22 protein-coding genes are annotated in these 25910 nt (G+C 68.0%); 11 read left to right on the forward strand and 11 right to left on the reverse strand.

All coding sequences use genetic code 11. The features are described 5' to 3' along the window. Position 1: 1 nt before the first annotated feature. Both DNK34_RS03380 and DNK34_RS03385 read right to left on the reverse strand, forming a co-directional pair. Positions 2-718 (reverse strand): LrgB family protein, encoded by a 717-nt coding sequence (locus DNK34_RS03380; protein ID WP_131174929.1) that lies wholly within the window; start codon positions 716-718, stop codon positions 2-4. Beyond that, positions 715-1077: a CidA/LrgA family protein gene (locus tag DNK34_RS03385; RefSeq protein ID WP_131174930.1), complete on the reverse strand. Its 363-nt coding sequence runs from the start codon at positions 1075-1077 to the stop codon at positions 715-717. Before DNK34_RS03385 ends, DNK34_RS03380 begins: the two co-directional genes overlap by 4 nt. A gap of 219 nt (positions 1078-1296) precedes the next feature. On the opposite strand from DNK34_RS03385, the gene DNK34_RS03390 reads away from it, so the two are divergent. The 3 genes from DNK34_RS03390 (at position 1297) to DNK34_RS03400 (ending at position 4173) form a co-directional block, all read left to right on the forward strand. Beyond that, positions 1297-1752 carry a MaoC family dehydratase gene (locus DNK34_RS03390; protein WP_131174931.1) on the forward strand — a complete coding sequence of 152 codons (456 nt, stop codon included), beginning with the start codon at positions 1297-1299 and terminating at the stop codon, positions 1750-1752. A gap of 74 nt (positions 1753-1826) precedes the next feature. Then, on the forward strand, positions 1827-3473 hold the full coding sequence (locus tag DNK34_RS03395; RefSeq protein ID WP_131174932.1) for a C13 family peptidase: 1647 nt from the start codon (positions 1827-1829) through the stop codon (positions 3471-3473). A gap of 58 nt (positions 3474-3531) precedes the next feature. Further along, positions 3532-4173: a Rossmann-fold NAD(P)-binding domain-containing protein gene (locus DNK34_RS03400; RefSeq protein WP_131174933.1), complete on the forward strand. Its 642-nt coding sequence runs from the start codon at positions 3532-3534 to the stop codon at positions 4171-4173. A 185-nt stretch (positions 4174-4358) separates the two neighbouring features. Here the strand turns inward: DNK34_RS03400 and DNK34_RS03405 are convergent, their stop codons facing one another. Further along, positions 4359-5000 (reverse strand): response regulator transcription factor, encoded by a 642-nt coding sequence (locus tag DNK34_RS03405; RefSeq protein ID WP_131174934.1) that lies wholly within the window; start codon positions 4998-5000, stop codon positions 4359-4361. Positions 5001-5067: 67 nt separating this feature from the next. Then, complete coding sequence (locus DNK34_RS03410) at positions 5068-7344, reverse strand: PAS domain-containing sensor histidine kinase (protein WP_131174935.1); 2277 nt, start codon at positions 7342-7344, stop codon at positions 5068-5070. A 229-nt stretch (positions 7345-7573) separates the two neighbouring features. Between DNK34_RS03410 and DNK34_RS03415 the strand changes: the two genes are divergently transcribed. From DNK34_RS03415 to DNK34_RS03445, 7 genes are all read left to right on the forward strand, one after another. Beyond that, positions 7574-9196 (forward strand): acyl-CoA synthetase, encoded by a 1623-nt coding sequence (locus tag DNK34_RS03415; protein ID WP_131174936.1) that lies wholly within the window; start codon positions 7574-7576, stop codon positions 9194-9196. A 181-nt stretch (positions 9197-9377) separates the two neighbouring features. Further along, on the forward strand, positions 9378-9704 hold the full coding sequence (locus DNK34_RS03420) for a DUF485 domain-containing protein (RefSeq protein ID WP_131174937.1): 327 nt from the start codon (positions 9378-9380) through the stop codon (positions 9702-9704). Then, positions 9701-11365 (forward strand): cation acetate symporter, encoded by a 1665-nt coding sequence (locus DNK34_RS03425; RefSeq protein WP_131174938.1) that lies wholly within the window; start codon positions 9701-9703, stop codon positions 11363-11365. Before DNK34_RS03420 ends, DNK34_RS03425 begins: the two co-directional genes overlap by 4 nt. 75 nt (positions 11366-11440) lie before the next feature. After that, entirely contained in the window at positions 11441-13213 is a 1773-nt protein-coding gene (locus DNK34_RS03430; protein WP_131174939.1) for an acyl-CoA dehydrogenase C-terminal domain-containing protein, read from the forward strand. A gap of 88 nt (positions 13214-13301) precedes the next feature. Continuing rightward, complete coding sequence (locus tag DNK34_RS03435; protein WP_131174940.1) at positions 13302-14483, forward strand: acetyl-CoA C-acetyltransferase; 1182 nt, start codon at positions 13302-13304, stop codon at positions 14481-14483. A 75-nt stretch (positions 14484-14558) separates the two neighbouring features. After that, positions 14559-15053: a YbaK/EbsC family protein gene (locus tag DNK34_RS03440; protein WP_131174941.1), complete on the forward strand. Its 495-nt coding sequence runs from the start codon at positions 14559-14561 to the stop codon at positions 15051-15053. 22 nt (positions 15054-15075) lie between these two features. Further along, positions 15076-16011, forward strand: coding sequence for a 2-hydroxyacid dehydrogenase (locus DNK34_RS03445; protein WP_131174942.1), 936 nt, complete (start codon positions 15076-15078; stop codon positions 16009-16011). A gap of 199 nt (positions 16012-16210) precedes the next feature. Here DNK34_RS03445 and DNK34_RS03450 read toward each other — a convergent pair whose 3' ends face one another. The 5 genes from DNK34_RS03450 to DNK34_RS03470 all read right to left on the reverse strand — a co-directional run bounded on the left by DNK34_RS03450 (position 16211) and on the right by DNK34_RS03470 (position 22573). Continuing rightward, a complete protein-coding gene (locus tag DNK34_RS03450) occupies positions 16211-16507 on the reverse strand; it encodes a YceK/YidQ family lipoprotein (RefSeq protein ID WP_131174943.1) in 297 nt (98 codons plus the stop codon). Continuing rightward, positions 16500-17132, reverse strand: coding sequence for a flavin prenyltransferase UbiX (gene ubiX, locus DNK34_RS03455; protein ID WP_131174944.1), 633 nt, complete (start codon positions 17130-17132; stop codon positions 16500-16502). The genes DNK34_RS03450 and ubiX overlap by 8 nt, the downstream gene beginning before the upstream one ends. 2 nt (positions 17133-17134) lie before the next feature. Beyond that, the gene (mpl, locus tag DNK34_RS03460; RefSeq protein WP_131174945.1) at positions 17135-18490 is read right to left on the reverse strand and encodes a UDP-N-acetylmuramate:L-alanyl-gamma-D-glutamyl-meso-diaminopimelate ligase; all 1356 of its coding nucleotides are present in this window, start codon (positions 18488-18490) and stop codon (positions 17135-17137) included. Positions 18491-18932: 442 nt separating this feature from the next. Continuing rightward, on the reverse strand, positions 18933-20369 hold the full coding sequence (locus tag DNK34_RS03465; RefSeq protein WP_207401595.1) for a sulfatase family protein: 1437 nt from the start codon (positions 20367-20369) through the stop codon (positions 18933-18935). Further along, complete coding sequence (locus DNK34_RS03470; RefSeq protein ID WP_131174947.1) at positions 20369-22573, reverse strand: TonB-dependent receptor; 2205 nt, start codon at positions 22571-22573, stop codon at positions 20369-20371. Before DNK34_RS03470 ends, DNK34_RS03465 begins: the two co-directional genes overlap by 1 nt. 248 nt (positions 22574-22821) lie before the next feature. On the opposite strand from DNK34_RS03470, the gene DNK34_RS03475 reads away from it, so the two are divergent. Further along, a complete protein-coding gene (locus DNK34_RS03475) occupies positions 22822-23781 on the forward strand; it encodes a LysR family transcriptional regulator (protein ID WP_131174948.1) in 960 nt (319 codons plus the stop codon). Between the two features lie 12 nt (positions 23782-23793). On the opposite strand, the gene DNK34_RS03480 is transcribed toward DNK34_RS03475, so the two are convergent. Next, a complete protein-coding gene (locus DNK34_RS03480; protein ID WP_165496892.1) occupies positions 23794-24861 on the reverse strand; it encodes an ABC transporter substrate-binding protein in 1068 nt (355 codons plus the stop codon). Continuing rightward, the gene (locus DNK34_RS03485) at positions 24858-25739 is read right to left on the reverse strand and encodes a TauD/TfdA family dioxygenase (protein WP_165496893.1); all 882 of its coding nucleotides are present in this window, start codon (positions 25737-25739) and stop codon (positions 24858-24860) included. The genes DNK34_RS03480 and DNK34_RS03485 overlap by 4 nt, the downstream gene beginning before the upstream one ends. Positions 25740-25910: the final 171 nt, after the last annotated feature.

A 25910-nucleotide genomic window follows, 5' to 3' on the forward strand; every position in this document is an offset into this window, starting at 1 on the left:
CTCAGCTCAGTATGACAACGGCCAGCGGCAGCAGCACCGCGGTGAACACGCCCATGAGGCTCATGGCCAGCGCGGCGAAGGCGCCACATTCCTCGCTTTCCTGCATGGCCCGCGAGGTGCCGACCGCGTGCGCGGTCATGCCCAGCGCCATGCCCAGCGCCGCAGGGTGGCGCACCCCGCAGCCGCGTAGCAAGGAGGGGCCGATGATCGCCCCCAGCACCCCGGTGATCATCACGAATACCGCGGCCAGGGCGGCCAGGCCACCGATCTGGCTGGCCACCAGCATGGCGATGGGCGAGGTCACCGACTTGGGCGCCATGCTCATCAGCATGCTGTGTTCGGCGCCGAATGCCCAGGCCAGCGCCACGCCCAGCACGGTGGCCACCACCCCGGCGATCAGCAGGGTCAACAGCGTGGGCCAGAATACCTGGCGAATGCGCCGCAGGTTGAGGTACAGCGGTACCGCCAGGGCCACGGTGGCCGGCCCGAGAAACACCGTCAGCGCCTCGGCGCCGCTCTGGTATTGGTCGAAGCTCAGGCCGCACAGCAGCAGGATGCCGATGACCGTCAGCGTGGACACCAGCACCGGCTGCAGAAATACCCAGCGGGTTTTCTCGTAGACGGCGATGGCCAACTGGTAGGCTCCCAGGGTGACGCCCGCCGCGAACAGCGCATGATGGGTGACCGCCATCCAGGCCCCATGCCAGTCGAGCATCATCCTTCCTCCCGCTGGCGCGCCTGGCGCTCGATCAGCTTCTGCATCATCCAGCCGGCGAACACCAGCGACAGGATCAGCGACAGCACCAGAGCGCCGATCACCGCCCAGAAGTCGGCGACGATCGCCTCGGCATAGGCCATCACCCCCACGGCCGGCGGCACCAGCAGCAGCGGCAGGTACTTGAGCAGGCTGCTGGCGGCGAGCTGCAGCGGCTCGTCGACCTGGCCGCGCAGCAGCAGGAACGCCACCAGCAGCACCATGCCGAGAATCGGCCCCGGCAGCACCGGCAGGAACAGCGCATTGATGGCCGTGCCGAGCAATTGGCACAGCACCAGCCAGAACAGCCCGCGAAGCAGCATGCTTACCCCCTCCTGAAAACGTCATGCGGCGGCCCACCGCAAAAGCCGCCATTATAGGCAGGCAATGCGCCGCGCTTAACAGCCGGGCGGCGGCATCGTCCTGATGATCCGCCATTCAGCCCACGCCGCCGGCTTGACCACTGGCCAACCGCGTGCTGATCTGCAGGCAGCAATGGATTCGCACAACAAGTACAACAACCGTGTCCGCGAGGAACCCGCATGACCTCAGTACCCGTAGCGCAACTGAAAGACTTCATCGGCAAGGAACTGGGCCATTCCGCGTGGCTGACCATCGACCAGAGCCGCGTCGACCGCTTCGCCGATTGCACCGGCGACCATCAGTTCATCCATGTCGACCCGGAGCGCGCCAGGCAGACGCCCTTCGGCGGCACCATCGCCCACGGCTTCCTCTCGCTGTCGCTGATACCGATGCTGATGGAAGGCCTGATGATCATGCCCGAGGGCCTGAAGATGGTGGTCAACTACGGCCTGGACAGCGTGCGCTTCATCCAGCCGGTGAGGGTCGGCGTCCGGGTGCGGCTGGCGCTGAGCCTGGTCGACGCCTACGAGAAGAATCCCGGCCAGTGGCTGCTCAAGGGCAGGGCCGTGCTGCAAATCGAGGGCCAGGAAAAACCCGCCTACGTCGCCGAGCCCCTGACCCTCTGCTTCGCCTGAAAGCACCCGGGCAAGCGCAGCAGGGTGGTTTGCGGCATACTCCGGTCGACGTTTTTCCGACCGGGACGCCTGTCATGCGCCACCTCTTGCCCCTGGCTCCCCTGAGCCTTGCCCTGCTCCTCGCGGCCTGCGGTCACGGCGAACCGCTGCTGCCGGCGGATGCCGTCCTGCCCGACGGTTCGCGCTACCGCGGCGAGGTGGTGGATGGCCTGCTGCAGGGCCGGGGCCGTCTCGACCATGCCGATGGCAGCTGGTTCTCCGGGACCTTCAAGGATGGCCAGCGCGACGGTCAGGGCGAGTGGCGGGGCGCCAATGGCGAGCACTATGTCGGCGGCTTCGCCGACGGCAGCTTCTCGGGCGAAGGCACCCTGAGCCAGGCCGGCCAGGTCTATCGCGGCGAGTTCCGCAAGGGCCGTTTCCACGGCCTGGGCCAGCTGGAGCAAGCCGACGGCAGCAGTTTCCATGGGCGCTTCGTGCGTGGCCTGCCCGACGGCCAGGGGGTGCGCGAAGACGAATACGGCAACCAGCTCTCCGGCACCTTCGTCGCCGGCCAGCTCAAGGGCGCCGGCAGTTACCGCAACAGCGACGGCGATCTGTACGACGGCGAGCTGCAAGGCAGCCTGTTCCATGGCAAGGGCCGTTTCCAGAGCGCCGCCGGCGATGTCTGGAGCGGCACCTTCGTCGGCGGCGCGCTGACCGGCCAGGGCCAGTTCCACGGCAGCGACGGCAGCCATTACCGCGGCCAGTTCCGCGACTGGCGCTACCAGGGCGAAGGCCGCCTGGCCCAGGCCGACGGCAGCGTCTACCAGGGGCGCTTCGCCAATGGCCAGTTCAATGGCGCGGGCAGCCTGACGCTGGCCGACGGTACGCGGCAACAGGGCACCTGGCTGCGCGGCCTGCGCGTCAGGGACGAACAGGGCAACGCCCTGCCCGATCCCCTGGAAATCGGCCTGCTGCAACAGGGTCGGCTGCTCGAGCAGGCCATCGCCGCCCTGCCGCTCTCGACGCCCCGGGTCGAGCTCTACGCCCTGACCCTGGCCGGCGACGGCAAGCAGAGCGTGTTCCTGCGCGAAGCCGACTACGTCGCCGAACTGCTCGGCGAGCGCTTCGCCGCCCATGGCCGCATCACCCTGGCCAACCACCGCGACCATCTCGCCGACCGCCCCCTGGCCACCCGGGAAAACCTCGGCCGGGCGCTGCAGGCCCTGGCCGACCGCAGCGGCCCGGAGGACCTGATCTTCCTCTACCTGACCAGCCACGGCTCGCGCGGGCACGAACTGAATCTGGATCAACCGCGCCTGCAACTGTCCGACCTGCCGGCCAGCGAACTGGCACGGCTGCTGCAACCGCTGGGCGACCGACACAAGGTCGTGGTGATCTCGGCCTGCTACTCCGGCGGTTTCATTCCCGCGCTGAAGGACGACAAGACCCTGCTGATGACCGCCGCGCGCGCGGATCGGGTCTCGTTCGGCTGCTCCGAGGAAAACGACTTCACCTACTTCGGCCGCGCCCTGTTCGCCGAAGCCCTGAACCAGACGGACGACCTGCAGCACGCCTTCGACCTGGCCAGCCAACGGGTCGCCGAACGCGAACTGGAGGACGGTTTCGAAGCCTCCGAGCCGCAGATCTGGGCGCCGCCGGCCGTACTGAGGCAGTGGAACACGCTGCGCAGGGAACAGGCTGACGCGGCCCTGAACGATCGATCGGACGCAGCCCTCTAATAAACCGACGGACGACGAAGCCAGCGGCAATCCATCGAACAGCAGTCGAGGAACGAGCATGTATCTGACACCCCAGCATATCCTTCTGGCAGGTGCCTCCGGCATGACCGGCGAACACCTGCTCGATCGCCTGCTCAACGAGCCCACCGTCGAGCGCGTGCTGGCGCCCAGTCGCCAGCCCCTGGCCGAACACCTGCATCTGGAAAATCCGGTGGGCGAGCTGCTCGAACTGCTGCCGCGGCTCAATGGCCCGATCGACACCGCCTTCTGCTGCCTGGGCAGCACCATCAGGCAGGCCGGCTCGCAGGCGGCCTTCCGCACGGTCGACCATGATCTGGTGCTGGCCTTCGCCCAGCGCGCTCGGGAGCTGGGCGCACGCCATCTGCTGGTGGTCAGCGCCATCGGCGCCAACCCGGGCTCATCGGTGTTCTACAACCGGGTCAAGGGCGAAACAGAGGAAGCGCTCAAGGCCCAGGACTGGCCGCAACTGACCCTGGCCCGCCCTTCCCTGCTGCTCGGCCCGCGCAACGAGTTCCGCCTGGGCGAACGCCTGGCCGCCCCCTTCATGCGCTGGCTGCCGGGCAGGCACCGCGCCATCGAGGTCACCGCCCTGGCCCGCGCGCTCTGGCGCCTGGCCCTGGAAGAGGACAAGGGCGTGCGTATCGTCGAATCGGACGAACTCCGCCGCCTGGGCCGCTGATCCAGGCTCGTCACATGCGCACTGCAATACGATATCCAAGTCTCGCCCGGGCGTAGCCGCACCCCGGCGGCGAATAGGGGGCATGACGCGATTTCGCGGCGGGGCTGCAAACGCATCGCCCCGAGGTCGGGGCTCCTACACTCGCCGGCACGTGGGAAACCGCGGACGGCTCCTATGCTCGCCGTTCAGCCGCCGCGCGGGTCGAGCGGATCGATCATCCCGGCGACGATGGCCATGCCCACCAGATCGGCGAGGCGTTCGGCCTGCATGCGCTTCATCACCCGCGCCCGATACAGGTCGACGGTCTTCACGCTGATCGCCAGTTGCTCGGCGATTTCGCGGTTGGTGTAGCCCTGCACCAGCGGCAGCAACACGTCACGCTCGCGCGGGGTGAGGCTGGCCAGGCGTTCCTGCAACTGGCTGTAGCCGCTGCTGCCGGAGCGCCTGGCGTCGATGCTGCTGAGCGCCTGCTGCACGCTGTCGAGCAGCAGTTGCTCGTTGTAGGGCTTTTCGATGAAGTCGCGGGCGCCGGCCTTGAACGCCCGCACCACGATCGGCACGTCGGCATGGCCGCTGACGAAGATCACCGGCAGGTCGAGGCCGCGGGCACGCATTTCCTCCTGCACGTTCAGCCCGCCCATGCCGGGCATGCGCACGTCGAGCAGCACGCAGGCGTTGAGGCTGGCGTCGCAGGCCTCGAGAAAGGCACGGCCGCTGGTGAAGGGCACGGCCTTGAGACCGACCGATTCGAACAGCCAGACGGTCGAGTCGAGCATGCCCTGGTCGTCGTCGACCACATAGACCAGTTGTTGCTGTTGCAGGGTCATCCGTTATTCCTCTTATTGTTTTCCGCGGCCCCTGGCAGGCGGCCGCCGCCGCTGCCAGGGGCCTGTCTCAGGCATCCACATCGTCGCTGCGTGCTGGCGGCAGGCGACAGGTCAGGCACAGGCCGCCGCCCGGATACGGCCGGGCCTCCAGCGCGCCGCCGAAGCCCTCGACGATGCTGCGGCTCATCGACAGCCCGAGCCCCAGGCCATCCGGCTTGCTGGTGTAGAACGGGGTGAAGATCCGCTGCAGTTCGTCCTCGCCAAGCCCCGGCCCCTGGTCGCAGACCCTGACGTGCAGGGCGCCGTCGGCCGCTGCCGTGGCCTCCAGCAGGATATCCGAGGCCTGACCCGGGTGCGCCTCGCGGTTGGCGTCGATGGCGTTGCGCAGCAGGTTGAGCAGCACCTGCTCCAGCAGCACCCGGTCGGCGTACACCGTTGGCAGGCCGGCCGGCAAGCGCTCCTGGATCAGCACCTGGCTGGCGCCGGCCTCCCAGGCGCACAGGCGCACCGCCTCGCGCGCCACCTCGGCCACGTCGAGCGCCTGCATGCGCCGCTGGCCCTTGCGCAGGAAGGCGCGCAGCCGCTTGATCACCGCGGAGGCGTGGTTGGCGTGTTCGGTGATGCGCAGCAGGCCCTGGGCCACGCGCTCGACGGCCTGCGGGTTGCGGCCCAGGGACTGCAGGTAGCGCTGGCTGGCGCTGGCGTAATTGACCACGGCGGCCAGCGGCTGGTTGATTTCATGGGCGATGCCCGAGGCCAGCTCGCCCAGGGTCACCAGGCGCGCGGTATGCGCCAGCTCGTCCTGGTGCCGGCGCTGCTGCGCCTCGCGCAGTTCGCGCTCGGTCATGTCGCGCGCCACCAGCGAGTAGTAGCGTTCGCCTCCCGCCGCCCGGTGCGCCAGCAGCACCAGCGAGACCGGCACCGAGACGCCGCCGTGCAGCGGCTGCAGGCGGCAGTCGTCGCTCCACACCCCGGTTCGCTCGGCGGCGCTCCAGCCGGCGTGCCGCAGGCGCTGCAGGTCGTCGCTGGCGAACAGCTCGGCGAGCGTCGGCATCGCCTGCCCGTCGCCGAGTTCGAGCATGCGCCGGGCGGCCGGGTTGAGGTAGGTGACCCGGCCCTCGGGGTCGAGGAACAGCACCGGGTCGGTATTGGCTTCCACCACTTCGGCCAGGCGCCGCTTGTTCTCTTCGGCCTGCACCCGCGCGGTGATGTCCCGCGATACGCTGACCACCTCGACCACCGCGCCGGTATAGGTTTCGCGGATGGCCCGGCTGGCGGTCTCGAACCAGAGATAGTGGCCGTCGCGGTGGCGGATGCGGAAGGTCATGGTGTGGTAGCCGTCCTGCTCCAGCGCATCCCGGGCGCGCTGCACCAGTTGCGCCAGATCCTGGGCATGGAACAGGCCCTGGGCCGGCCGCCCGCGCAGCGACTCCGGCCAGTAGCCGAGCAGCGTCCAGGACGCTGGCGACGCATCGAGGAAACGCCCGTCCGGGGTGTGCCGGGAAATCAGGTCGGTGGTGTTCTCGGTGATCAGCCGGTACAGACGCCGCGCCTTGGCCGCCTCGCGCTCGGCGCCAATCTCCCGGGTGGCGTCGCGGCAGCGGGCCAGCACCCGGTTCTCCTGCGGGTCGGGAATGAAGACCCAGATCAGGATGCGTTCCCCACACTCGGCCTCCACCTCCTCGATGGCCCGCCGCTGCGCCAGGCAGGCGCGCACCAGCGAGCGGTGGTTCACCGGCAGGAAGCCCGCCACCTCGTTCAACGGCCGCTCGGCGAGCAGCGCCAGCAGCGCGGCATTCAGCTCCAGCGGGCGCGCCCGGGCGTCCAGCAGCAGGCTCGGCTGCGGATCGTGGCCCAGCAACGGCGAACCGCGCAGCAGGCCGTTGGCCATGGCCAGCAGGGTGCCCAGCAGTTCCGCCACCCAGCCCAGCCAGTCGAGGCTCACGCCTTCGTGCACCTCGACCAGCAGCAGCCCGGCCTGGCCCGGCTGCAGCGCCAGGTCGAACACCTGGCCATGGCTGATGGCCGCGCGGCGCAGGCGGCCGGACAGCCAGCAGTCGAGCAGGCGCAGCCGATCCAGGGCGATCCGCCCCTCGTCGGCCAGCCGCTCGAACAGCGCCTGGTCGCTGGCCTGCATGGGATCGCCCTGGCCCGGCGGCAGGTGCTGGGCGCTGCCCTCGTGGCTGTAGATGCGCGCGCCTTCCTGCCAGCTCAGGTAGAACGCCTGGCGCACCTCGGGGCAGCCGCGCAGCGCCTGGCACAGGGCGTCGGCGCGGGCCGCCAGCGGCACGCCTTCGCGCTGCAGGCGCAACCAGGTATGCAAGCGAACCGGGGTATGAGTCATCGGGGCTCCTGTCTCGAAGGGAGCCCAGCATATCGCCACGCCGCGCGGATGGCTGTATACATTCAGCACGACGCCATCATATATAGTAGATATACCATAATACTCAGGTACTACTTCCATACATGGCCGAGATTGATATATAAAGCACCCTGAATACCTAACCGAGCCCCCGGAACAGCCGAGGAGCATCGGACATAAAGAGCTAACAATCAGCCACCGGGTGCCCAGCATGTCGATCTTTGAACAGGGTCTCGCCCCTGCCGCCGTGAACCATATCGCCCTGTCTCCGCTCAGCTTCATCGAGCGTACCGCCAGCGTCTATCCGAACTACCCCGCCGTGATCCACGGCTCGATCCGCCGCAACTGGGCCGAGACCTACGCCCGTTGCCGGCGCCTGGCGTCGGCCCTGGCCGGACGCGGCATCGGCAAGGGGGATACGGTGGCGGTGATGCTGCCGAACATCCCCGCCATGCTCGAGGCGCATTTCGGCGTGCCGATGATCGGCGCGGTGCTCAACACCCTCAACGTGCGCCTGGATGCCGAGGCCATCGCCTTCATGCTGCAGCACGGCGAGGCCAAGGTGCTGATCGCCGACCGCGAGTTCTTCGACGTGATCCACGCCGCCATCGGCATGCTCGACCACCCGCCGCTGGTGATCGACGTGGACGATCCCGAGTACGGCGAAGGCCAGGCGGTCAGCGACCTCGACTACGAAGCGCTGCTGGCCGAAGGCGACCCGCAGTTCGCCTGGTCGTGGCCGGGCGACGAATGGGACGCCATCTCGCTCAATTACACCTCCGGCACCACCGGCAACCCCAAGGGCGTGGTCTACCACCACCGCGGCGCCTTCCTCAACGCCATGGGCAACCAGATGACCTGGGCCATGGGCAACCACCCGGTGTACCTGTGGACCCTGCCGATGTTCCACTGCAACGGCTGGTGCTACCCCTGGACCATCACCGCGCTGGCCGGCGTGCACGTGTTCCTGCGCCGGGTCGACCCGCAGAAGATCCTCACCCTGATCCGCGACGAGCAGGTCACCCACCTGTGCGGCGCGCCCATCGTGCTCAATGCCCTGGTGAACATGCCGGCCGAGGCCAAGGCGGCCATCGACCATCCGGTTCAGGCCATGGTCGCCGGTGCCGCGCCGCCGGCCAAGGTGATCGGCGCCGTGGAGGAAATGGGCATCAAGGTCACCCACGTCTATGGCCTCACCGAGGTCTACGGCCCGGTCACCCTGTGCGCCTGGCACGCCGAGTGGGACGAGCTGCCGCTGGAGCAGCGCGCCGAGATCAAGGCCCGCCAGGGGGTGCGCTACCCGACCCTGGAGGGGTTGATGGTCGCCGACCCCAAGACCCTCGAACCGACTCCGCGCGACGGCCAGACCATCGGCGAGATCTTCATGCGCGGCAACACCGTGATGAAGGGCTACCTGAAGAATCCCAGCGCCACCGCCGAAGCCTTCGAGGGTGGCTGGTTCCACACCGGCGACCTGGCCGTGTGCCACCCGGACGGCTACGTGGAAATCAAGGATCGGCTCAAGGACATCATCATCTCCGGCGGCGAGAACATCTCCACCATCGAGGTCGAGGGCGTGCTCTACCGTCACCCGGCGGTACTGGAGGCCGCGGTGGTGGCGCGCCCGGACGAGAAGTGGGGCGAGACGCCCTGCGCCTTCATCACCGCCAAGGCCGACCAGCAGGGCGTGCGCGAAGCCGACATCATCGCTTTCTGTCGCGAGCACCTGGCCAGCTTCAAGGTGCCACGCACGGTGGTCTTCACCCAGTTGCCGAAGACCAGCACCGGCAAGATCCAGAAGTTCGTCCTGCGCGACATGGCCAGGGCCCTCTGAGGCGCAGCGCAAACGACCGAAAACAGCGCTGAAAGGCTGGAGGCTGAACGACGAGCGGCCCGAAGCCGCTCGCAAGCCGGGCTTTTCGTTCAGCTTTCCAGCCTCCAGCGCCTTTTATCGAATGGCCATGTCGTGTCGCCCGCCGCAAGTCTAGGCACAACAAAAACAAAGGAGCCGTACCATGAGCCAACCCGAGTTGTCCCACGCGCAGAGTTGCGAGCGCATCCGCGCCAACCCCAAGTTCCAGGCACTGGCACGCAGCCGCGCGCGGCTGGCCTGGTCGCTGACCGCCCTGGTGCTGGGCGGCTACTACCTGTTCATGCTGGTGGTGGCGTTCGCCCCGCAGTGGCTGCATGCGCCGCTGGGCAGCGGCAGCCAGCTGACCGTCGGCATCCCCGCCGCCGCCGCGGTCATCGTGCTGTCCTGGCTGCTCACCGGCTGGTACGTGCGCGTCGCCAACACCCGTTTCGACGCGCTCGGCGCCGAACTGCTGGAGGATCTGCAATGAACCGCCGCCTCCTCATCGGCAGCGCCGCCCTGCTCGGCCTGCTGCCCCTGGCGGCCAGCGCCGCGCCGGCGCTGGCCGCCAAGCAGCCGCTGAACCTGCACGCCATCGCCATGTTCTTCGTGTTCGTCATGGGCACCCTGGCGATCACCTGGTGGGCCGCGCGGCAGACCAAGTCCACCTCCGACTTCTACACCGCCGGCGGCGGCATCAGCGGCTTCCAGAACGGCCTGGCGATCGCCGGCGACTACATGTCGGCGGCGACCCTGCTGGGCCTGTCCAGCCTGGTGTTCGCCAGGGGCTACGACGGCTTCATCTACACCGTGGCGTTCTTCGTCGGCTGGCCGATCATCACCTTCCTGATGGCCGAACGCCTGCGCAACCTGGGCCGCTACACCTTCGCCGACATCGTTTCCTACCGCCTCGACCAGACCCGCATCCGCACCTTCGCCGCGTTCGGCTCGCTGACCGTGGTGTGTTGCTACCTGGTGGTGCAGATGGTCGGCGCCGGCCAGCTGATCAAGCTGCTGTTCGGCCTCGACTACAGCACCGCGGTAATGGTGGTCGGCGTGCTGATGCTGGTCTACGTGATCTTCGGCGGCATGATCGCCACCACCTGGGTGCAGATCATCAAGGCCGTGCTGCTGTTGTCCGGCGGCACCACCCTGGCCTTCCTGGCCCTGGCCGAGTTCGGTTTCAGCCTGGAGACCCTGGCCAGCCGCGCGGTGGAGGCGCACGCCAGCGGCTGGGCCATCATGGGCCCCGGCTCGATGCTCGCCGACCCGATCAACGCCGCCTCGCTGTCCCTCGGCCTGGTGTTCGGCATCGCCGGCCTGCCGCACATCCTGATGCGCTTCTTCACCGTGCCCAACGCCAAGGAAGCGCGCAAATCGGTGTTCTACGCCACCGGCTTCATCGGCTTCTTCTTCCTGGTGGTGATGGTGCTGGGCTACGCCGCCATCGTCATCGTCGGCAGCGACCCACAGTTCTTCGTCGGCGGCGATACCGCCGGCGCGCTGATCGGCGGCGGCAACATGGTGGCCATGCACCTGGCCAAGGCGGTGGGCGGCAACCTGTTCCTCGGCTTCCTCTCCGCCGTGGCCTTCGCCACCATCCTCGCGGTGGTCGCCGGCCTGGCCCTGGCTGGCGCCTCGGCGATCTCCCACGACCTCTACGCCACCGTCTGGAAGAAGGGCACGGCCAGCGAGAAGGACGAGATGCGCGTGACCCGCATCGCCACCGTCGGCCTGGGCATCGTCGCCATCGGCCTGGGCATCCTGTTCGAGCAGCAGAACGTCGCCTTCCTGGTCGGCCTGACCTTCGGCATCGCCGCCTCGACCAACTTCCCGGTGCTGATCATGGCCATGTACTGGAAGGATCTGACCACCCAGGGCGCCCTGGCCGGCGGCTTCGCCGGACTGGTCACCGCCCTGGTGCTGGTGATCCTGTCGCCGGCGGTGTGGGTGGCGGTACTGGGCAACGCCGAGGCGATCTACCCCTACGACCACCCGGCGCTGTTCTCCATGCCGCTGGCGTTCCTGGTGATCGTGGTGGTCTCCAGGCTCGATCGCAGCGCCCGCGCCGCCCGCGAGCGCGCCGCCTTCGACGACCAGTTCGTGCGCGCCCAGACCGGTCTGGGCGCGGCCGCCGCCTCCAGCCACTGAATGCCGGGCGGGCTTGCTCCGCCCTCGTACAACCCTCGCCAGGCAGCCCGCCTGGCTCGTTCATGAGGTACAGCAATGCCCGACTACAACGCCCCCCTGCGCGACATGCGTTTCGTCCTGCATGAGGTGTTCGACGCCCCGAGCCTGTGGGCACGCCTGCCGGCCCTGGCCGAGACGGTGGATGCCACCACCGCCGACGCCATCCTCGAAGAAGCGGCCAAGGTCACCGGCACGCTGATCGCCCCGCTCAACCGCAGCGGCGACGAGGAAGGCGCGCACTGGCAAGACGGTATCGTCACCACGCCCCAGGGCTTCAAGGAGGCCTATGCCACCTATATCGGCGGCGGCTGGGTCGGGCTGTCCGGCAACCCCGCCTACGGCGGCATGGGCATGCCCAAGATGCTCGCCGTGCAGTTCGAGGAAATGCTCTACGCCGCCGGCTCCAGCTTCGCCCTGTATTCGGCGCTGAGTTCCGGCGCCTGCCTGGCGATCGACGCCCACGCCAGCGAAGCGCTGAAGAGCACCTACCTGCCGCCGATGTACGAGGGCCGCTGGGCCGGCTCCATGTGCCTGACCGAAGCCCATGCCGGCACCGACCTGGGCATCATCAGAACCCGCGCCGAGGCTCAGGCCGACGGCAGCTATGCGATCAGCGGCAGCAAGATCTTCATCACCGGCGGCGAGCACGACCTGACCGAGAACATCGTCCACCTGGTGCTGGCCAAGCTGCCGGGCGCGCCGGCCGGGCCGAAAGGCATCTCGCTGTTCCTGGTGCCCAAGATCCTGGTCAACGCCGACGGCAGCCTCGGTGCGCGCAACGCGGTGAGCTGTGGTTCCATCGAGCACAAGATGGGCATCAAGGCCTCGAGCACCTGCGTGATGAACTTCGATGGCGCCACCGGCTACCTGATCGGCGAGGAAAACCGCGGCCTGGCGGCGATGTTCACGATGATGAACTACGAGCGCCTGTCCATCGGCATCCAGGGCATCGGTTGCGCCGAGGCGTCCTACCAGAGCGCCGCGGCCTACGCCCGCGAGCGCCTGCAGAGCCGCGCGCCGAGCGGCGCGCTGGCCCAGGACAAGGTCGCCGACCCGATCATCGTGCACCCGGACGTGCGCCGCATGCTGCTGACCATGCGCGCCATGAGCGAAGGCGGGCGCGCCTTCGCCAGCTACGTCGGCCAGCAGCTCGACCTGAGCAAGTTCTCCGCCGATGCCGACGAGCGACAGGCCGCCGACGCCCTGGTCGCCCTGCTCACCCCGGTGGCCAAGGCGTTCTTCACCGACAGCGGCCTGGAAAGCTGCCTCCATGGCCAGCAGGTATTCGGCGGCCACGGCTATATCCGCGAATGGGGCCAGGAACAGCTGGTGCGCGACGTGCGCATCGCGCAGATCTACGAAGGCACCAACGGCATCCAGGCCCTCGACCTGCTCGGGCGCAAGGTGATCGCCAACGGCGGCGCCGCGCTGCGCCTGTTCGCCAGCGAAATCCGCCACTTCGCCCAGCACCCCGGCACAGCCCATGGCAGCGAGCTGAGCCAGGCCCTGGAACGCCTGGAAACGCTCAGCGGCTGGCTGCTGGAACAGGCCAAGGCCGACCCCAACGCGGTCGGCGCCGCCTCGGTGGACTACCTGCACCTGTTCGGCTACGTGGCCTACGCCTACATGTGGGCGCGCATGGCCGCGGTGGCCGAGGCCCGGCGCGATGACGACCCGGCCTTCTATGGCGCCAAGCTGGCCACCGCCGCGTTCTACTTCGCCCGCCTGCTGCCACGCACCCTGAGCCTGGAAGCGAGCATCCGCGCCGGCAGCGCGCCGCTCTATGGGATGAGCGCCGAACAGTTCTGAGCGTTTGCGCGGCATCACTGCCCGAGAGATGCCGCGCCTTTTTATTCGAACCGCCCGGTGCGCACGCCGCACCCCACGAGGAAACCCCATGCGTGACGTCGTCATAGTTGCCGCCACCCGTACCGCCATCGGCACCTTCCAGGGCTCCCTGAGCCGCATTCCCGCGCCGGAGCTCGGCGCCGCGGTGATCCGCCGGCTGCTGGCCGACAGCGGCCTGCCCGGCGAGCAGGTGGACGAAGTGATCCTCGGCCAGGTGCTCACCGCCGGCAGCGGGCAGAACCCCGCGCGCCAGGCCGCGCTCAAGGCCGGCCTGCCACACACCGTGCCGGCGCTGACCCTGAACAAGGTCTGCGGCTCCGGCCTCAAGGCCGTGCACCTGGGCGCCCAGGCCATCGCCTGCGGCGACGCCGAGGTGGTGATCGCCGGTGGCCAGGAGAACATGAGCCTGTCGCCCTACCTCATGCCCGGCGCCCGCACGGGGCTGCGCATGGGCCACGCCAAGGCGATCGACAGCATGCTGCAGGACGGCCTGTGGGACGCCTTCAACGACTACCACATGGGCATCACCGCGGAGAACCTGGCCGAACAATATGGCATCGGCCGCGACGAGCAGGATGCCTTCGCCGCCCGCTCCCAGCAGCGCGCCTGCGCGGCGATCGAGGCCGGACGCTTCACGGATGAGATCACCCCGGTCGAGATTCCCCAGCGCTACGGCGAGACGGTGATCTTCCAGCAGGACGAGCAACCGCGCCCCGACACCAGCGCCGCGTCCCTGGCCACGCTGCGCCCCGCCTTCAAGCGCGATGGCAGCGTCACCGCCGGCAACGCCTCGACCCTCAACGACGGCGCCGCCGCCGTGCTGCTGATGAGTGCCGGAAAGGCCGCCAGCCTCGGCCTGCCGGTACTGGCACGCATCAAGGCCCAGGCCAGCGCCGGGGTCGATCCGGCGATCATGGGCATCGGCCCGGTGTTCGCCACCTGCAAGGCCCTGGACAAGGCCGGCTGGAGCCTGGAACAACTCGACCTGGTGGAGGCCAACGAAGCCTTCGCCGCCCAGGCCATCGCGGTCGGCCGCGAGCTGGGCTGGGACAGCGGCAAGGTCAACGTCAACGGCGGCGCCATCGCCCTCGGCCATCCCATCGGCGCGTCCGGCTGCCGTATCCTGGTCAGCCTGCTCCACGAGATGCGCCGGCGCGATGCGAAGAAGGGCCTGGCCACCCTGTGCATCGGCGGCGGCCAGGGCGTGGCGCTGGCGGTGGAGCGCGATTGAACGGCCCGGCCGGGGCTTGACTGCGGCGCTCGGCGCGGATAAAGGTTGCCCTTCATCCACTACGCAGCCATTGCCATGAGCCTGGAGTCCGTCCGCGCCTTTTTCGCCGAGAAAGCCCCCGACCTGCAGGTCGTCGAACTGTCCACCAGCACCGCCACCGTGGCCCTGGCCGCCGAGGCCCACGGCGTGGAGCCGGGGCAGATCGCCAAGACCCTGGCCTTTCGCATCGGCGAGCGCCACCTGCTGATCGTCGCCCGCGGCGATGCGCGCATCGACAACCGCAAGATCAAGGACACCTTCAACGGCAAAGCCAAGCTGCTCGATGCCGAGACGGTGCTGGCCCTGACCAGCCACCCGGTCGGCGGCGTCTGCCCGTTCGGCCTGGCCACGGCCTTGCCGGTGTATTGCGATGTATCGCTGCGGGCCTTCGACGAAGTGGTGCCGGCCGCCGGCTCGATCCACAGCGCCGTGCGCATCGCCCCCGAACGCATGGCGCAACTGGTGCAAGCCCAGTGGGTGGATGTGTGCCAGGCGCTGCCCGTCGCAGCCACTGCCGAACAGGCCGTCTGAAGCCATGGACGATGGAGCCGTCATGAAACCGCGACTGCTGATTCTCAACCCGCTCGGCGAAGCCAGCCTGGCGCGCATCGCCGAGCGCTTCGAGGTGCTCTACGCCGCCCAGGCCGGCGAGCGCGAAGCGGCCATCGCCAGCCACGGCGACAGCATCCAGGCGGTGCTGACCATCGGCACCATCGGCCTGAGCGGCGAGGAAATCGCCCGCCTGCCGCGCCTGGGTTTCATCGCCACCCTGGGCGTGGGCTACGAGCGGGTCGACCTGGACGCCGCACGCCAGCGCGGTATCGCCCTGTGCAACGGCGCCGGCAGCAATGCCGACTGCGTCGCCGACCACGCCATGGCGCTGCTGCTGGCGGCCATCCGCGATATCCGTAACCTGGACGTGGCCTGCCGCGCCGGCATCTGGCGCGATGCGCTGCCGATGCAGGCCAGCGTGTGCGGCAAACGCCTGGGCATCCTCGGCCTGGGCGCCATCGGCGACAAGCTCGCCCGGCGCGCCGCCGCCTTCGACATGCCGGTGGGCTACCACAATCGCTCGGCCAAGGCCGGCAGCCCGCACCGCTACTTCGCCAGCGCGCTGGAACTGGCCGACTGGTGCGACTGCCTGGTGGTCGCCATTCCCGGCGGCGCCGCGACCCGGTACCTGGTCGATGCCGACGTACTGACCGCGCTCGGCCCGCAGGGCTACCTGGTCAACGTGGCGCGCGGCAGCGTGGTCGATACCCGGGCCCTGGCGGTGGCCCTGCGCGAGGGCCGGATACGCGCCGCCGCCCTGGATGTCTACGAGAGCGAACCGCTGCCGCCCAGCGAACTGCTCGACCTGGACAACCTGATCCTCACGCCCCATGTCGGCGGCAGCTCCCCCCAGGCGCTGGAACAATCGCTGAGCCTGTTCCTCGACAATATCGACCGGTATTTCAGGGGCGAGCCGTTGCTGACGCCGATCGGCTGAGGGTTTCGCCGCTGCAAAGCGCAAGCGGACGGCCGATAGGAGCGCTAAAGGCTGGAGGCTGAACGACAAGCAACCCCATGGGCTCTTTCGTCCAGCTTTCCAGCCTCAAGCGTTTTTGATCGAAGGCCGAAGGCCGCTTGCGCCTTAACGCAGCCATCAAGTTTCTACGACGTTCAACGAGAACGAGGATACCGCCGCCTCAACCACCACCGCGCACCTGCAGGCCGATGCCCAGGGCCTTGGCCAGCGACAGTGGCAGCAACAGGGTGTCGAGCAGGGCGCTGGCCGGCAGATCCAGGGCGGCATGGGTTGGCGCTTCGGCGCCGAAACGATCCAGCGGGCAACAACCGCCATTCAGCGCGTACCAGTCCAGCCGTGTGCCGGCATAGACCACCGGCGCGCCGGGCTTGGCCGCGTCCAGCGTGCGCACGCTGGCGCAGCCGCCGCTGGCCAGCGTGGCGATCAGCAGCAGAAAGGCTGCAGCGCGCCTAGTCATCGCCACTGGTCAGGTGGTGCTCGCCCCAGCGCGGCAGCATGTCCTGCGGGATTTCCAGGCAATTGAGGATGCGCGCGACGACGAAATCGATCAGGTCGTCGATGGTCTGCGGCTGGTGATAGAAACCCGGCGCCGCCGGCAGAATCACCGCGCCGAGGTTGGACAGCTTGAGCATGTTCTCCAGGTGGATGCTGGAGAACGGCGCCTCGCGCGGCACCAGGATCAGTTGGCGGCGCTCCTTCAACGCCACATCGGCCGCCCGTTCGATCAGGTTGTTGCAGGCGCCGGTGGCGATCGCCGACAGGGTACCGGTGCTGCAGGGCAGCACCACCATTGCCGTTGGCGCACCGGAACCGGAGGCCGCCGGCGCCATCCAGTCCTCCTTGCCGTAGACGCGGATCTGCCCCGCCGCCGCCCCGGTGTATTCGCTGAGGAAGGTCTGCATGGCCTGGGGCTTGGCCGGCAGGGTGACATCGGTCTCGGTGGCCATGACCAGTTGCGCGGCCTTGGAGATGAGGAAATGCACCTCGCGATCCTCGCGCACCAGGCAATCGAGCAGGCGCAGACCGTACTGTGCGCCGGAGGCGCCGGTCATGGCCAGGGTGATGCGTTCGGGACCTGCCATGCTCAAGCCTCCAGAGCCGCAGCCAGCTTGCCATGCAAGCCGCCGAAACCGCCGTTGCTCATGATCACCACCTGGGCACCGGCCCTGGCTTCGGCCTTGACCCCGGCGATGATCGCCTCCAGCGAGTCGCAGACCCGGGTCGGCACCGGCGAGGCCGCCACGCTGGCGGCCAGATCCCAGCCCAGGTTGGGCGGCGCGTACCAGTACACCGAATCGGCCAGGCGCACCGACTCGGCCAGGCCGTCACGATGGGCCCCCAGCTTCATGGAATTGGAACGCGGCTCGACGATGGCGATCAGTTGCCTGTCCTCGCCGATGCGCTTGCGCAGACCGTCGAGGGTGGTGGCGATGGCCGTCGGGTGGTGGGCGAAATCGTCATAGAGGGTCACGCCACGCACCTCGGCGACCTTCTCCATGCGCCGCTTGGCATTGACGAACAGGCCCAGCGCCTCGATCCCCAGCGCCGGCACCACGCCGACATGGCGCGCCGCCGCCAGCACGGCCAGGGCGTTGGCGACATTGTGCCGGCCAGTCAGGCCCCACTGCACCACGCCTTGCGCCTCGCCCGCGAAGCTGACTTCGAAACGCGAGCCATCGGCGCTGAGCAGGCGCGCCTGCCACTGGCCGCCGTCGCCGGTGGTCTGTACCGGCGTCCAGCAGCCCATGCCGATCACCCGCACCAGCGCCTCTTCGCTGCACGGGTGAATCACCAGCCCTTCGCTGGGAATGGTGCGCACCAGGTGGTGGAATTGCCGTTCGATGGCCGCCAGGTCGGGGAAGATGTCCGCGTGGTCGAATTCCAGGTTGTTGAGAATCGCCGTGCGCGGGCGGTAGTGGACGAACTTGCTGCGCTTGTCGAAGAAGGCGCTGTCGTACTCATCGGCCTCGACCACGAAGAACGGCGTGTCGCCCAGGCGTGCGGAAATGCCGAAATTCTGCGGCACCCCGCCGATCAGGAAGCCCGGGCTCATACCGGCGTGCTCCAGCACCCAGGCCAGCATGCTGGAGCTGCTGGTCTTGCCATGGGTGCCGGCCACCGCCATCACCCAGCGCCCCTGCAGCACATGGTCGGCCAGCCACTGCGGGCCGGACACGTAGGCCAGCCCCTTGTTCAGCACATGCTCCACCGCCGGATTGCCGCGCGACAGGGCATTGCCGATCACCACCAGATCCGGGGCCGGTTCGAGCTGGGCCGGGTCGTAGCCCTGGGTCAGCTCGATGCCCTGGGCCTGCAGCTGGGTGCTCATCGGCGGGTAGACGTTGGCGTCGGAACCGGTGACGCGATGCCCCAGCGCCTTGGCCAGCACGGCGAGCGAGCCCATGAAGGTGCCGCAGATGCCGAGAATATGGATATGCATGAAAACCTCGAAAACGGGCGCGTCGGGCACCCGGCGATCCGATTGGAAACAGTGCCGCAGAGTAGCACAGCACCGCATCGGGCCTCGCCTGGGCAATCGCGCTATGGCGTTAGGGCATCGCCCACACTCGATGAAAAGCGCTGGAGGCTGGAAAGCTGGACGAGAAACCGCTGTTTCGCGTCGTACTCGAGCCGATTTTCGTTCAGCCTCCAGCTTTCCAGCGCTGTTTTCGGCTCGGGCTCCTGCTTCGCTCTACCTCCTGCATCCATGCAGTCGCCGGCTCTTCGAGCGCATAGCGCGATTGCCCTGAGGCTCTCACCGCCGCGCGCGGTTCTTATTGGAATTAATAGCGGCATGGCGCGGCACACCGTCAACGTGCCGCGAGACCGATTTCGCAGGAGGAGTTCGCCGCCCTGGAGAAAGCCGCCGAGCAGGACCTGCGCTAGCGCGGGCTGGCCGGGCGCGGCAGGCGCACCTCTGGAAAACGCTCCCACTGCCGCGTCTCGATGACGTCGGCAGTGTCCAGCAACCAGCGCAGCACCCGTGCCATCAGGCGCTGCTCGAGCTCGGCATACCGCTCCTGCCCTGCCAGGTTGTGCTGCTCGTGTGGGTCGCTGGGCCGATGGTACAGCTCGCTGGGTTCGTATAGCCGCCAGACATAGGTCCACTCGGCATTGCGCAGCGCGACGACCTTGCCCACCAGCTCGGGCCGCTCGCGCTGCAGCTGGCCCTTGAGGTCATAGGGGAATGCGCCGTCCTCCAGCAGCTCGACTTCTTCGACGCGAAAACCGCCCTCGCTGAACACTTCGTCGCGGTGGCTGGCCGCGGGATCGCGCAGGCAGTTCAGAAAGCTGCGCCCGTAATGCACGTGCCCGGCACGCAGCCCGGCCAGTTCCAGCAGGCTGGGAAACACGTCGATCAACTCCACCAGCGCCCGGCTTTCGCCACCCGCCGCCAGCCCCGGGCCGGCGACGATCAGCGGGGTGCGCACCAGGCATTCGTCGACGCCGGCCGGCCACTTCTCCACCAGACCGAAATCCCCCAGGTATTCGCCATGGTCGGCAAAGAAGGCGACCACGCTGTCATCGGGCAATGCATCGAGCAGGCGCCCGACCTGGCTGTCCAGGCGCGAAATCATGCCGTAGTAGACGGCGCGGATCTCCCGCCACTGCGCCCCGCTGAGACGATCCCAGCCATGCCGTTGCGCCAGTTCGGCATAGAAACCCGCTCGCGGGCCCGTGGCGCTGCGTGGCGCTGCAACGCTTGCACGCGGGTACAGCGAGAACCAGGGCTGCTCCACGGCGAACGGCGGGTGCGGAAAGATCAACGGGATGTACAGCACCCAGGGCTGTGCCGGCGCATTGCGCAACCATTGCTCGGCGGTACGGATGGTCGCCTCGTCGAAATCCACGATGTCGGCGCAGCGCTCACCGCCGTAGTGGGCACGCGCCATGTCGGCATCCGCCAGGCTGCGGTGCCTGCCGATGAAATCGGCGAAGCTGCTCAGCGCCGGGTCGGCGAAGCCGTGCTCATCGAGAGACAGCTCGGCGGCGCCAGCGGCGAAGGTATCGCCCCGCGCGCCGGCATGCACCACATGGTAGCCATTGTCCTTGAAGGTACGCAGGAAATTCGGCTCCTGGGCGCCCAGCAGGTACTGCAGGGAACGGTGCCCGTTGACGTGGGGATAGCGCCCGGAGAGAAACGACACCCGCGACGGCGAACAGACACTGTGCTGGGTGAACGCCTCGCTGAAGCGCACTCCGCGTTCGGCGAGACGATCCAGGTGCGGGGTACGCACGGGTGTCTGTGGGTTGAAGGCGGGCAGGCAATCGGCCCGTAGCTGGTCGGCGACAATGACCACGAAGTTCGGCCGGCTCATCAGAAATCCTTGCGCAGTTGTACGCCGAAGTAGCGCTCGTCATCACGCGGCACCATGCGGGTGATACCGCCGGTGCTGGAGCTCAGCAGCGGTGCATAGGAGCGGTCGGTCAGATTCCTGGCCAACAATGCGACACGCCAGCCAGCGTTGTAATCGGCCAGGGCCACGCTGGCATTCCAGATGCCGTAGGCGCCCTGGCGGGTGTCGCGGTTCTGATCGAGGCTGTACTGCACCTCGCTCTGCCAGTTGTAGTCGGTGCCCAGCTCCAGATCCAGGCCGTTCTCCAGAGGGATGCTGTAGTCGGCGCGCAGGTAGCTTTTCCAGTCCGGCGAGAACGGCAGTGGCTGGCCATTGATCGAGCAGCTGGCGGCAGCGGCGGGCGGGCACTGGAAGTCCTCGATGCGCGCCCGGGTGTAGGCCAGCGCCGCACTGATCTTCAGTTGCCGGGTGGCTTGCAGGGCCAGATCCAGTTCGGCACCCTCGGTGCGTACCGAGCCGGCGTTGATCAGGCGGGTCACCGGCGAACCGCCCACCTGGTCATAGAAGTTGGCCTGATAGTTGTCGTAGTCGCTGCGGAACACCGCCAGGTTGGCCGTCAACCGGCTGGCGAGAGCGCTGGTCTTGAGGCCGATCTCGTAGGTGCCGGAGGTTTCCGGATCGAGCGCCTCGGTATCCAGGTCGTACATCTGGAAGTAGACGTTGTAGGCCGGCCCCTTGTAGCCACGCGAGTAGGTGACGTAGCCGGTGACCTTGTCGCTGAAGTCATGCTGCAGGCCCAGGCGTCCGGAAACCCCGGTATCGCTGTGCGAGCCGGACGACGAGAACGAGGGGCGCATCGCAGGCAGTGTCAACGGCGACGTCGAGACGCGCCGGTGGTCGTACTCCAGTTCGTCACGGGTCAGGCGCAGACCGACGATGGCGCGCCAGTCATCGGTGAAGTTCAGGGTGCTTTCGCCGAACAGCGCATAGCTATCGTTGGTGGCGCCGAACCGGCCCCATGCCGACTCGCGGTTGCCGTTGGTGACCAGTTGCCGGCTGTAGCCCTCCTTCGACTCACCGCGAAACAGGTACACGCCCGCCACATATTCGAGGAGCTGGCCACTGGGCGAGGCCAGGCGCAGCTCCTGGCTGAACTGGTCGTAGTCCACCTGGCCGCTGTCGTGCAGCGCGTTCTGTGGCAGACCGGCCAGGCGATCCTGATCCTGATACTGGCGATTGTCCCAGCCGCGCCAGGCGCTGATCGAGGTCAGGGTATGCGCGCCCAGGCTCCAGTCCAACTGGGCGGACAGCCCCTTGTGGGTGTCCTCGGCATGGGTACGGTAATCGTTCTGCACATGGCGATTGGCAGAGCTGGCGCGGCCCGGTGCGAAGGCGGAGGCGAAGCTGCCGGTCGCCCGATAGGGCACGCCATTGGGCACGCTGCTCTCGGCGTCGCTGTAATCGCCGATCAGGGTGACGCGCAGATCATCGGCCGGATCGAACTGCAGCTTGCCGCGCAGCCCCTTGGCGCCATAGCCATTGACCGGATCGCCGTTGTAATCATTGCGCACGTTGCCGTCATAGTCGGCCCACAGCGTGCTCAGCGAGGCTTTCACGGTATCGGTCAGGGCACCGCCGAGGCCGAAGCGCAAGCGGTTTTCGTTGCCCTTGCCGAAGTGCGAATAGTCGACGTAGCCCTGGGTCTGCTCGGCGATCCCGCGGCTGGTCACGTTGAGTACGCCGGCCGACGCATTGCGACCGAACAAGGTGCCCTGGGGCCCGCGCAATACCTCGAGACGTTCGACCTCCATCAGATCCAGGGTGGCCTGACCGGGTCGGCCATACACCACCCCGTCGATCACGGTCGCCACGCTCGGCTCGACACCCGGCGACGTGGAAATGGTGCCCACGCCGCGGACGAACAGCGATGTGTCCTTGCTCGAGGCCGCCGTGCGGTAATTGAGGGTCGGCACCCGCTGCACGATGCTGGCGATGTTGTTGCGATTGTCCCGCTCCAGCTGTTCGCCATCGACCACCGAAACGGCCACCGGAACCGTCTGCAGGCTGGCCTCGCGGCGCGTCGCGGTCACGGTGACCGCCTTCAACGCGGTATCGGCCCTCGGCGCGTCGGCTGCATGCTGCTCGGCGTCAACGCCTTGCCCGTGGCTGAACAGGGGCAGCAGGGTGAGTGTGGCAAGCGGGAACAGCGAATTCGGATACTTCATGATAGGACTCGTACTGATGCGTCGGCTGGCCCTCCTTCGGTGGTGGTGGCGGAGCGTGTTGCCCGGACGCGGCTATGGTTATGCATTTTTGGTCTTTCCGCCCCGGCGGATGGCCACCGGATAATGCGGCGGCCGCAGCCTGCCTGCGCATCGCGCGCTTGTCGGCGATGCGGGGCCTTTGTAGCAAGGCATCCCGGCAGCAGGAAATTCATTAATCGCATCGCAGGCATGACTCAAAGGTCTGACCCATGGATTTACGTCAGCTCAGGCATTTCCTGGCCCTGGCCAAGCATCTGAACTTCACCCGCGCGGCGGAAGCGGCGTGCATCACCCAGTCCGCCTTCAGCCGCAGCATCCAGGGCCTGGAAAACGAGCTCGGCGGCCCACTGGTGGAACGCGGCGGCCGTGGCGTGGTGCTGACGGCCAAAGGCGAGGCACTGCGCGCCCGTGCCACCCGCCTGCTGGCCGAGGCCAGCAATCTGCGCGACGAGATGGCCGCCAACGATACGAACGAGCGAGAACGCCGCCTGAGCTTCGGCGCCGGCCCGCTGGTGGCCGCCCGCCTGGTACCGGAAGCGCTGGCCGGTTTCCTCGCCGGCTTCCCGGACACCGTGCTGGACGTACGCATCGAGAAACCGTCGGCCCTGCTGTCACTGCTCGATGAAGGCGTGATCAGCTTCCTGGTCGCCGACCTGCGGCACATGGAGATCGACACCCGCTACCTGGCCAGGCCCCTGCGCTTTCGCAATTTCGGCCTGTTCTGCCGGGCCGGACACCCGCTGCTCGCGCAACCCGCGCCACGCTTCGGGCAACTGATGGACTACCCCCGGGTCAGTGCCATGCTGCCGCTGGAATTGCGCGCCTTGCTGCAGGAGCACTGGGGTACGCCAGGGCCGGCGCTGAACCTGGAAACCCAGTACAACGACCTGCTGCCCAAACTGGTGGGCGCCTCCGACAGCGTCGGCGTGGCGCAACTGGAAGTCATCGAGCCCCTGATCCAATCGGGGGCCTTCCAGCGCTTGTACTGCCAGGACGAGCCAGCGCTGCTGCGCGATGGCGGCGCCTGTTTCGTCATCGTGCAACGCGCCGACCAGCCCCTGGGTACAGAAGCCCGGCACATGATCGAGGCGCTGGTGGATGTCGACGAAGCCGCCACTGCCGGCACGCCGCAGCCGAGCTACCAAGTGGCGCGCCAACTGGCACTGTGAAAGGCAGGCCCGTCAGGGCAGGGCCTTGCCTTCGGCGTCATAGCGCGGCCAGGGCGACAGGCCATGGCGCGCCACGGCCTGCTCGACGAAACGCGGCTCGAACCATTGGCCGACGTCGAACTGACGGCGGATGAGCCGCAGCTCCCGGGCCTGGCGCATGCTGGCGTCCAGACTGGCGGCGAGAAACGGGTCCAGGCGCGGCGAAAAGCGGAAACGCTGATCCATCCCCTCGCTTTCCTCCCTGGCGAGCGCCAGCGGAATCCCGCTGGCCCGTTCCTGATCCACCAGGTACTGCTCGTAGCGGGCCGGATCGATCAGGGCCGCGGCATTGTCCACCAACACCTCCACCAGGGTCTGGGTGGCCTCCGGATAGCGGTCGATGAACGCCTGGGTCGCGAGCAGGGTGCCCTGAGTGGTGGCCTGCAACGACGATGTCCGGGTGCTCAGCGGCACGACCAGGCCCTTGTCGCGCAACTGCAGCACGTTGTAGTTCGACCAGGTGGCGTCGATCTGCCCGGCCAGCAAGGCGGCGCCGGCGGCCGTCCAGTCCAGGCTGATGACTTTCACGTCCCGCTCGCTCAGGCCGACCCCGGCCAGCATGCGCCCGAACGACAACTGGTCGGCCGTGCCCCGGTAGACGGCCACCCGCTTGCCCTCGAGATCCTCGACACGCCGGATGTTGGCTTGCGGGCGGCTGGCGAGGAACATGTTGGTACCGCGCGAGCCCATCAGCACACGGGTTTCCAGGCCGCTGGCGCGGCCGATGATGGCGGCCAGGTCACCGAGGGCGGCCACGTCCAGCTGACCGTTGGCCAGGGCCTCGTTGATCGCCGGGCCGGCGCCGCGGAAGAAATGCCATTCGATGCGCGTGCCACTCGCCTCGAACGCCTGCTCCAGTTGCCGCTGGTCGTGGGCGATGCCCAGCAGGCCCGGGGCGTAGGGCTGGTTGCGGGTGCTGAGATCGGGTACGCCGATACGGATCACCGTGGGCGCCTGCTGCGCATCGGCGGCGCCACTGGACGACCATGCGCTCGCCGCCAGGAGAAGGCATACGCTCAAAGCCCGTAATGCGGTGTTCATCGCTCGGTTTCCAGGTCGGGTCTGGCGGACACTGGCCGCCGTTCTTCGAGTACCGCCGCGCGCCGCACCCGCCGGATCGCCGGAAAGTAATCGGAAACGGCCAGGTGCTGGGTGCTGCGGTTGTCCCATATCGCCACGCAACCGGCCTGCCAGCGCCAGCGCAGCTGAAATGCCGGATTTTCCAGATGCTCGAACAGCAGTCCCAGCACAGCCTGCGACTCCCGGGACGAAAGCCCGACGAGATGCGCGGTGAAGGCCCGGTTGACGAACAGCGAAGGCCGCCCCGAAAGCGGATGCCGGCGCACCACCGGGTGACGCGTCGGCGGCGGCAGCCTGCGCAGGCTGTCGAACAGCCCCCCTTGCTCCAGCTTGCTCGCACAGTCGAGCGCAGGGAATACGCTGTGGATCGCCTGCATGCCGTCCAGCAGCGCCCGCAACGGCTCGGACAGCGCCTGGTACGCCGCCTCGGTGTCCACCCACAGCGTGTCACCGCCCACCTCGGGGATGGTCTCGGCATGCAGCACGCCGTACTTCAGCGGACGCTCGGCGAACGTGACGTCGGCATGCCAGGTGTCGTTGGCACCCTTGCGCGTCTGGTCATAGTTGAACACCACCAGTTCCTGGGTATCGGCATGCGCTTCGAAGGTGGGATGCACGTGCAGCTCGCCGAGACGCGCGGCAAAGTCGCGCTGCTGCAACGCAGTCCATTGCTGGGCGGGGAAGAACAGCACCTTGTGCCGTACCAGTTCGGCCTCCAGGTTCGCCAATCGAGTGTCATCCAGCAGATGCAGCTGGATACCCTCGATCCTGGCGCCCAGCAACGGCCCGAGCCGGGTGATGCGCCAATCGGACTCCTGCTGCGGAACGGGGGATTGCATGCCTTGACCTCCTCGAGTGGCGGGAACCTGGCCGGGCAGTTGCGCCGCCCCAGGCGGAATGGGCATGACTCTAATCAGACCCCGTCCGTCGCGGCCAATGCATTCCAGGTCTGGCAGCCATGCAGGGCACGACACCAGGCTCGGCCGCCCGTGGATTGCGCTTTTGCTACA

This window comes from Phytopseudomonas dryadis (genome assembly GCF_004327355.1).
Lineage (GTDB): Bacteria > Pseudomonadota > Gammaproteobacteria > Pseudomonadales > Pseudomonadaceae > Aquipseudomonas > Aquipseudomonas dryadis.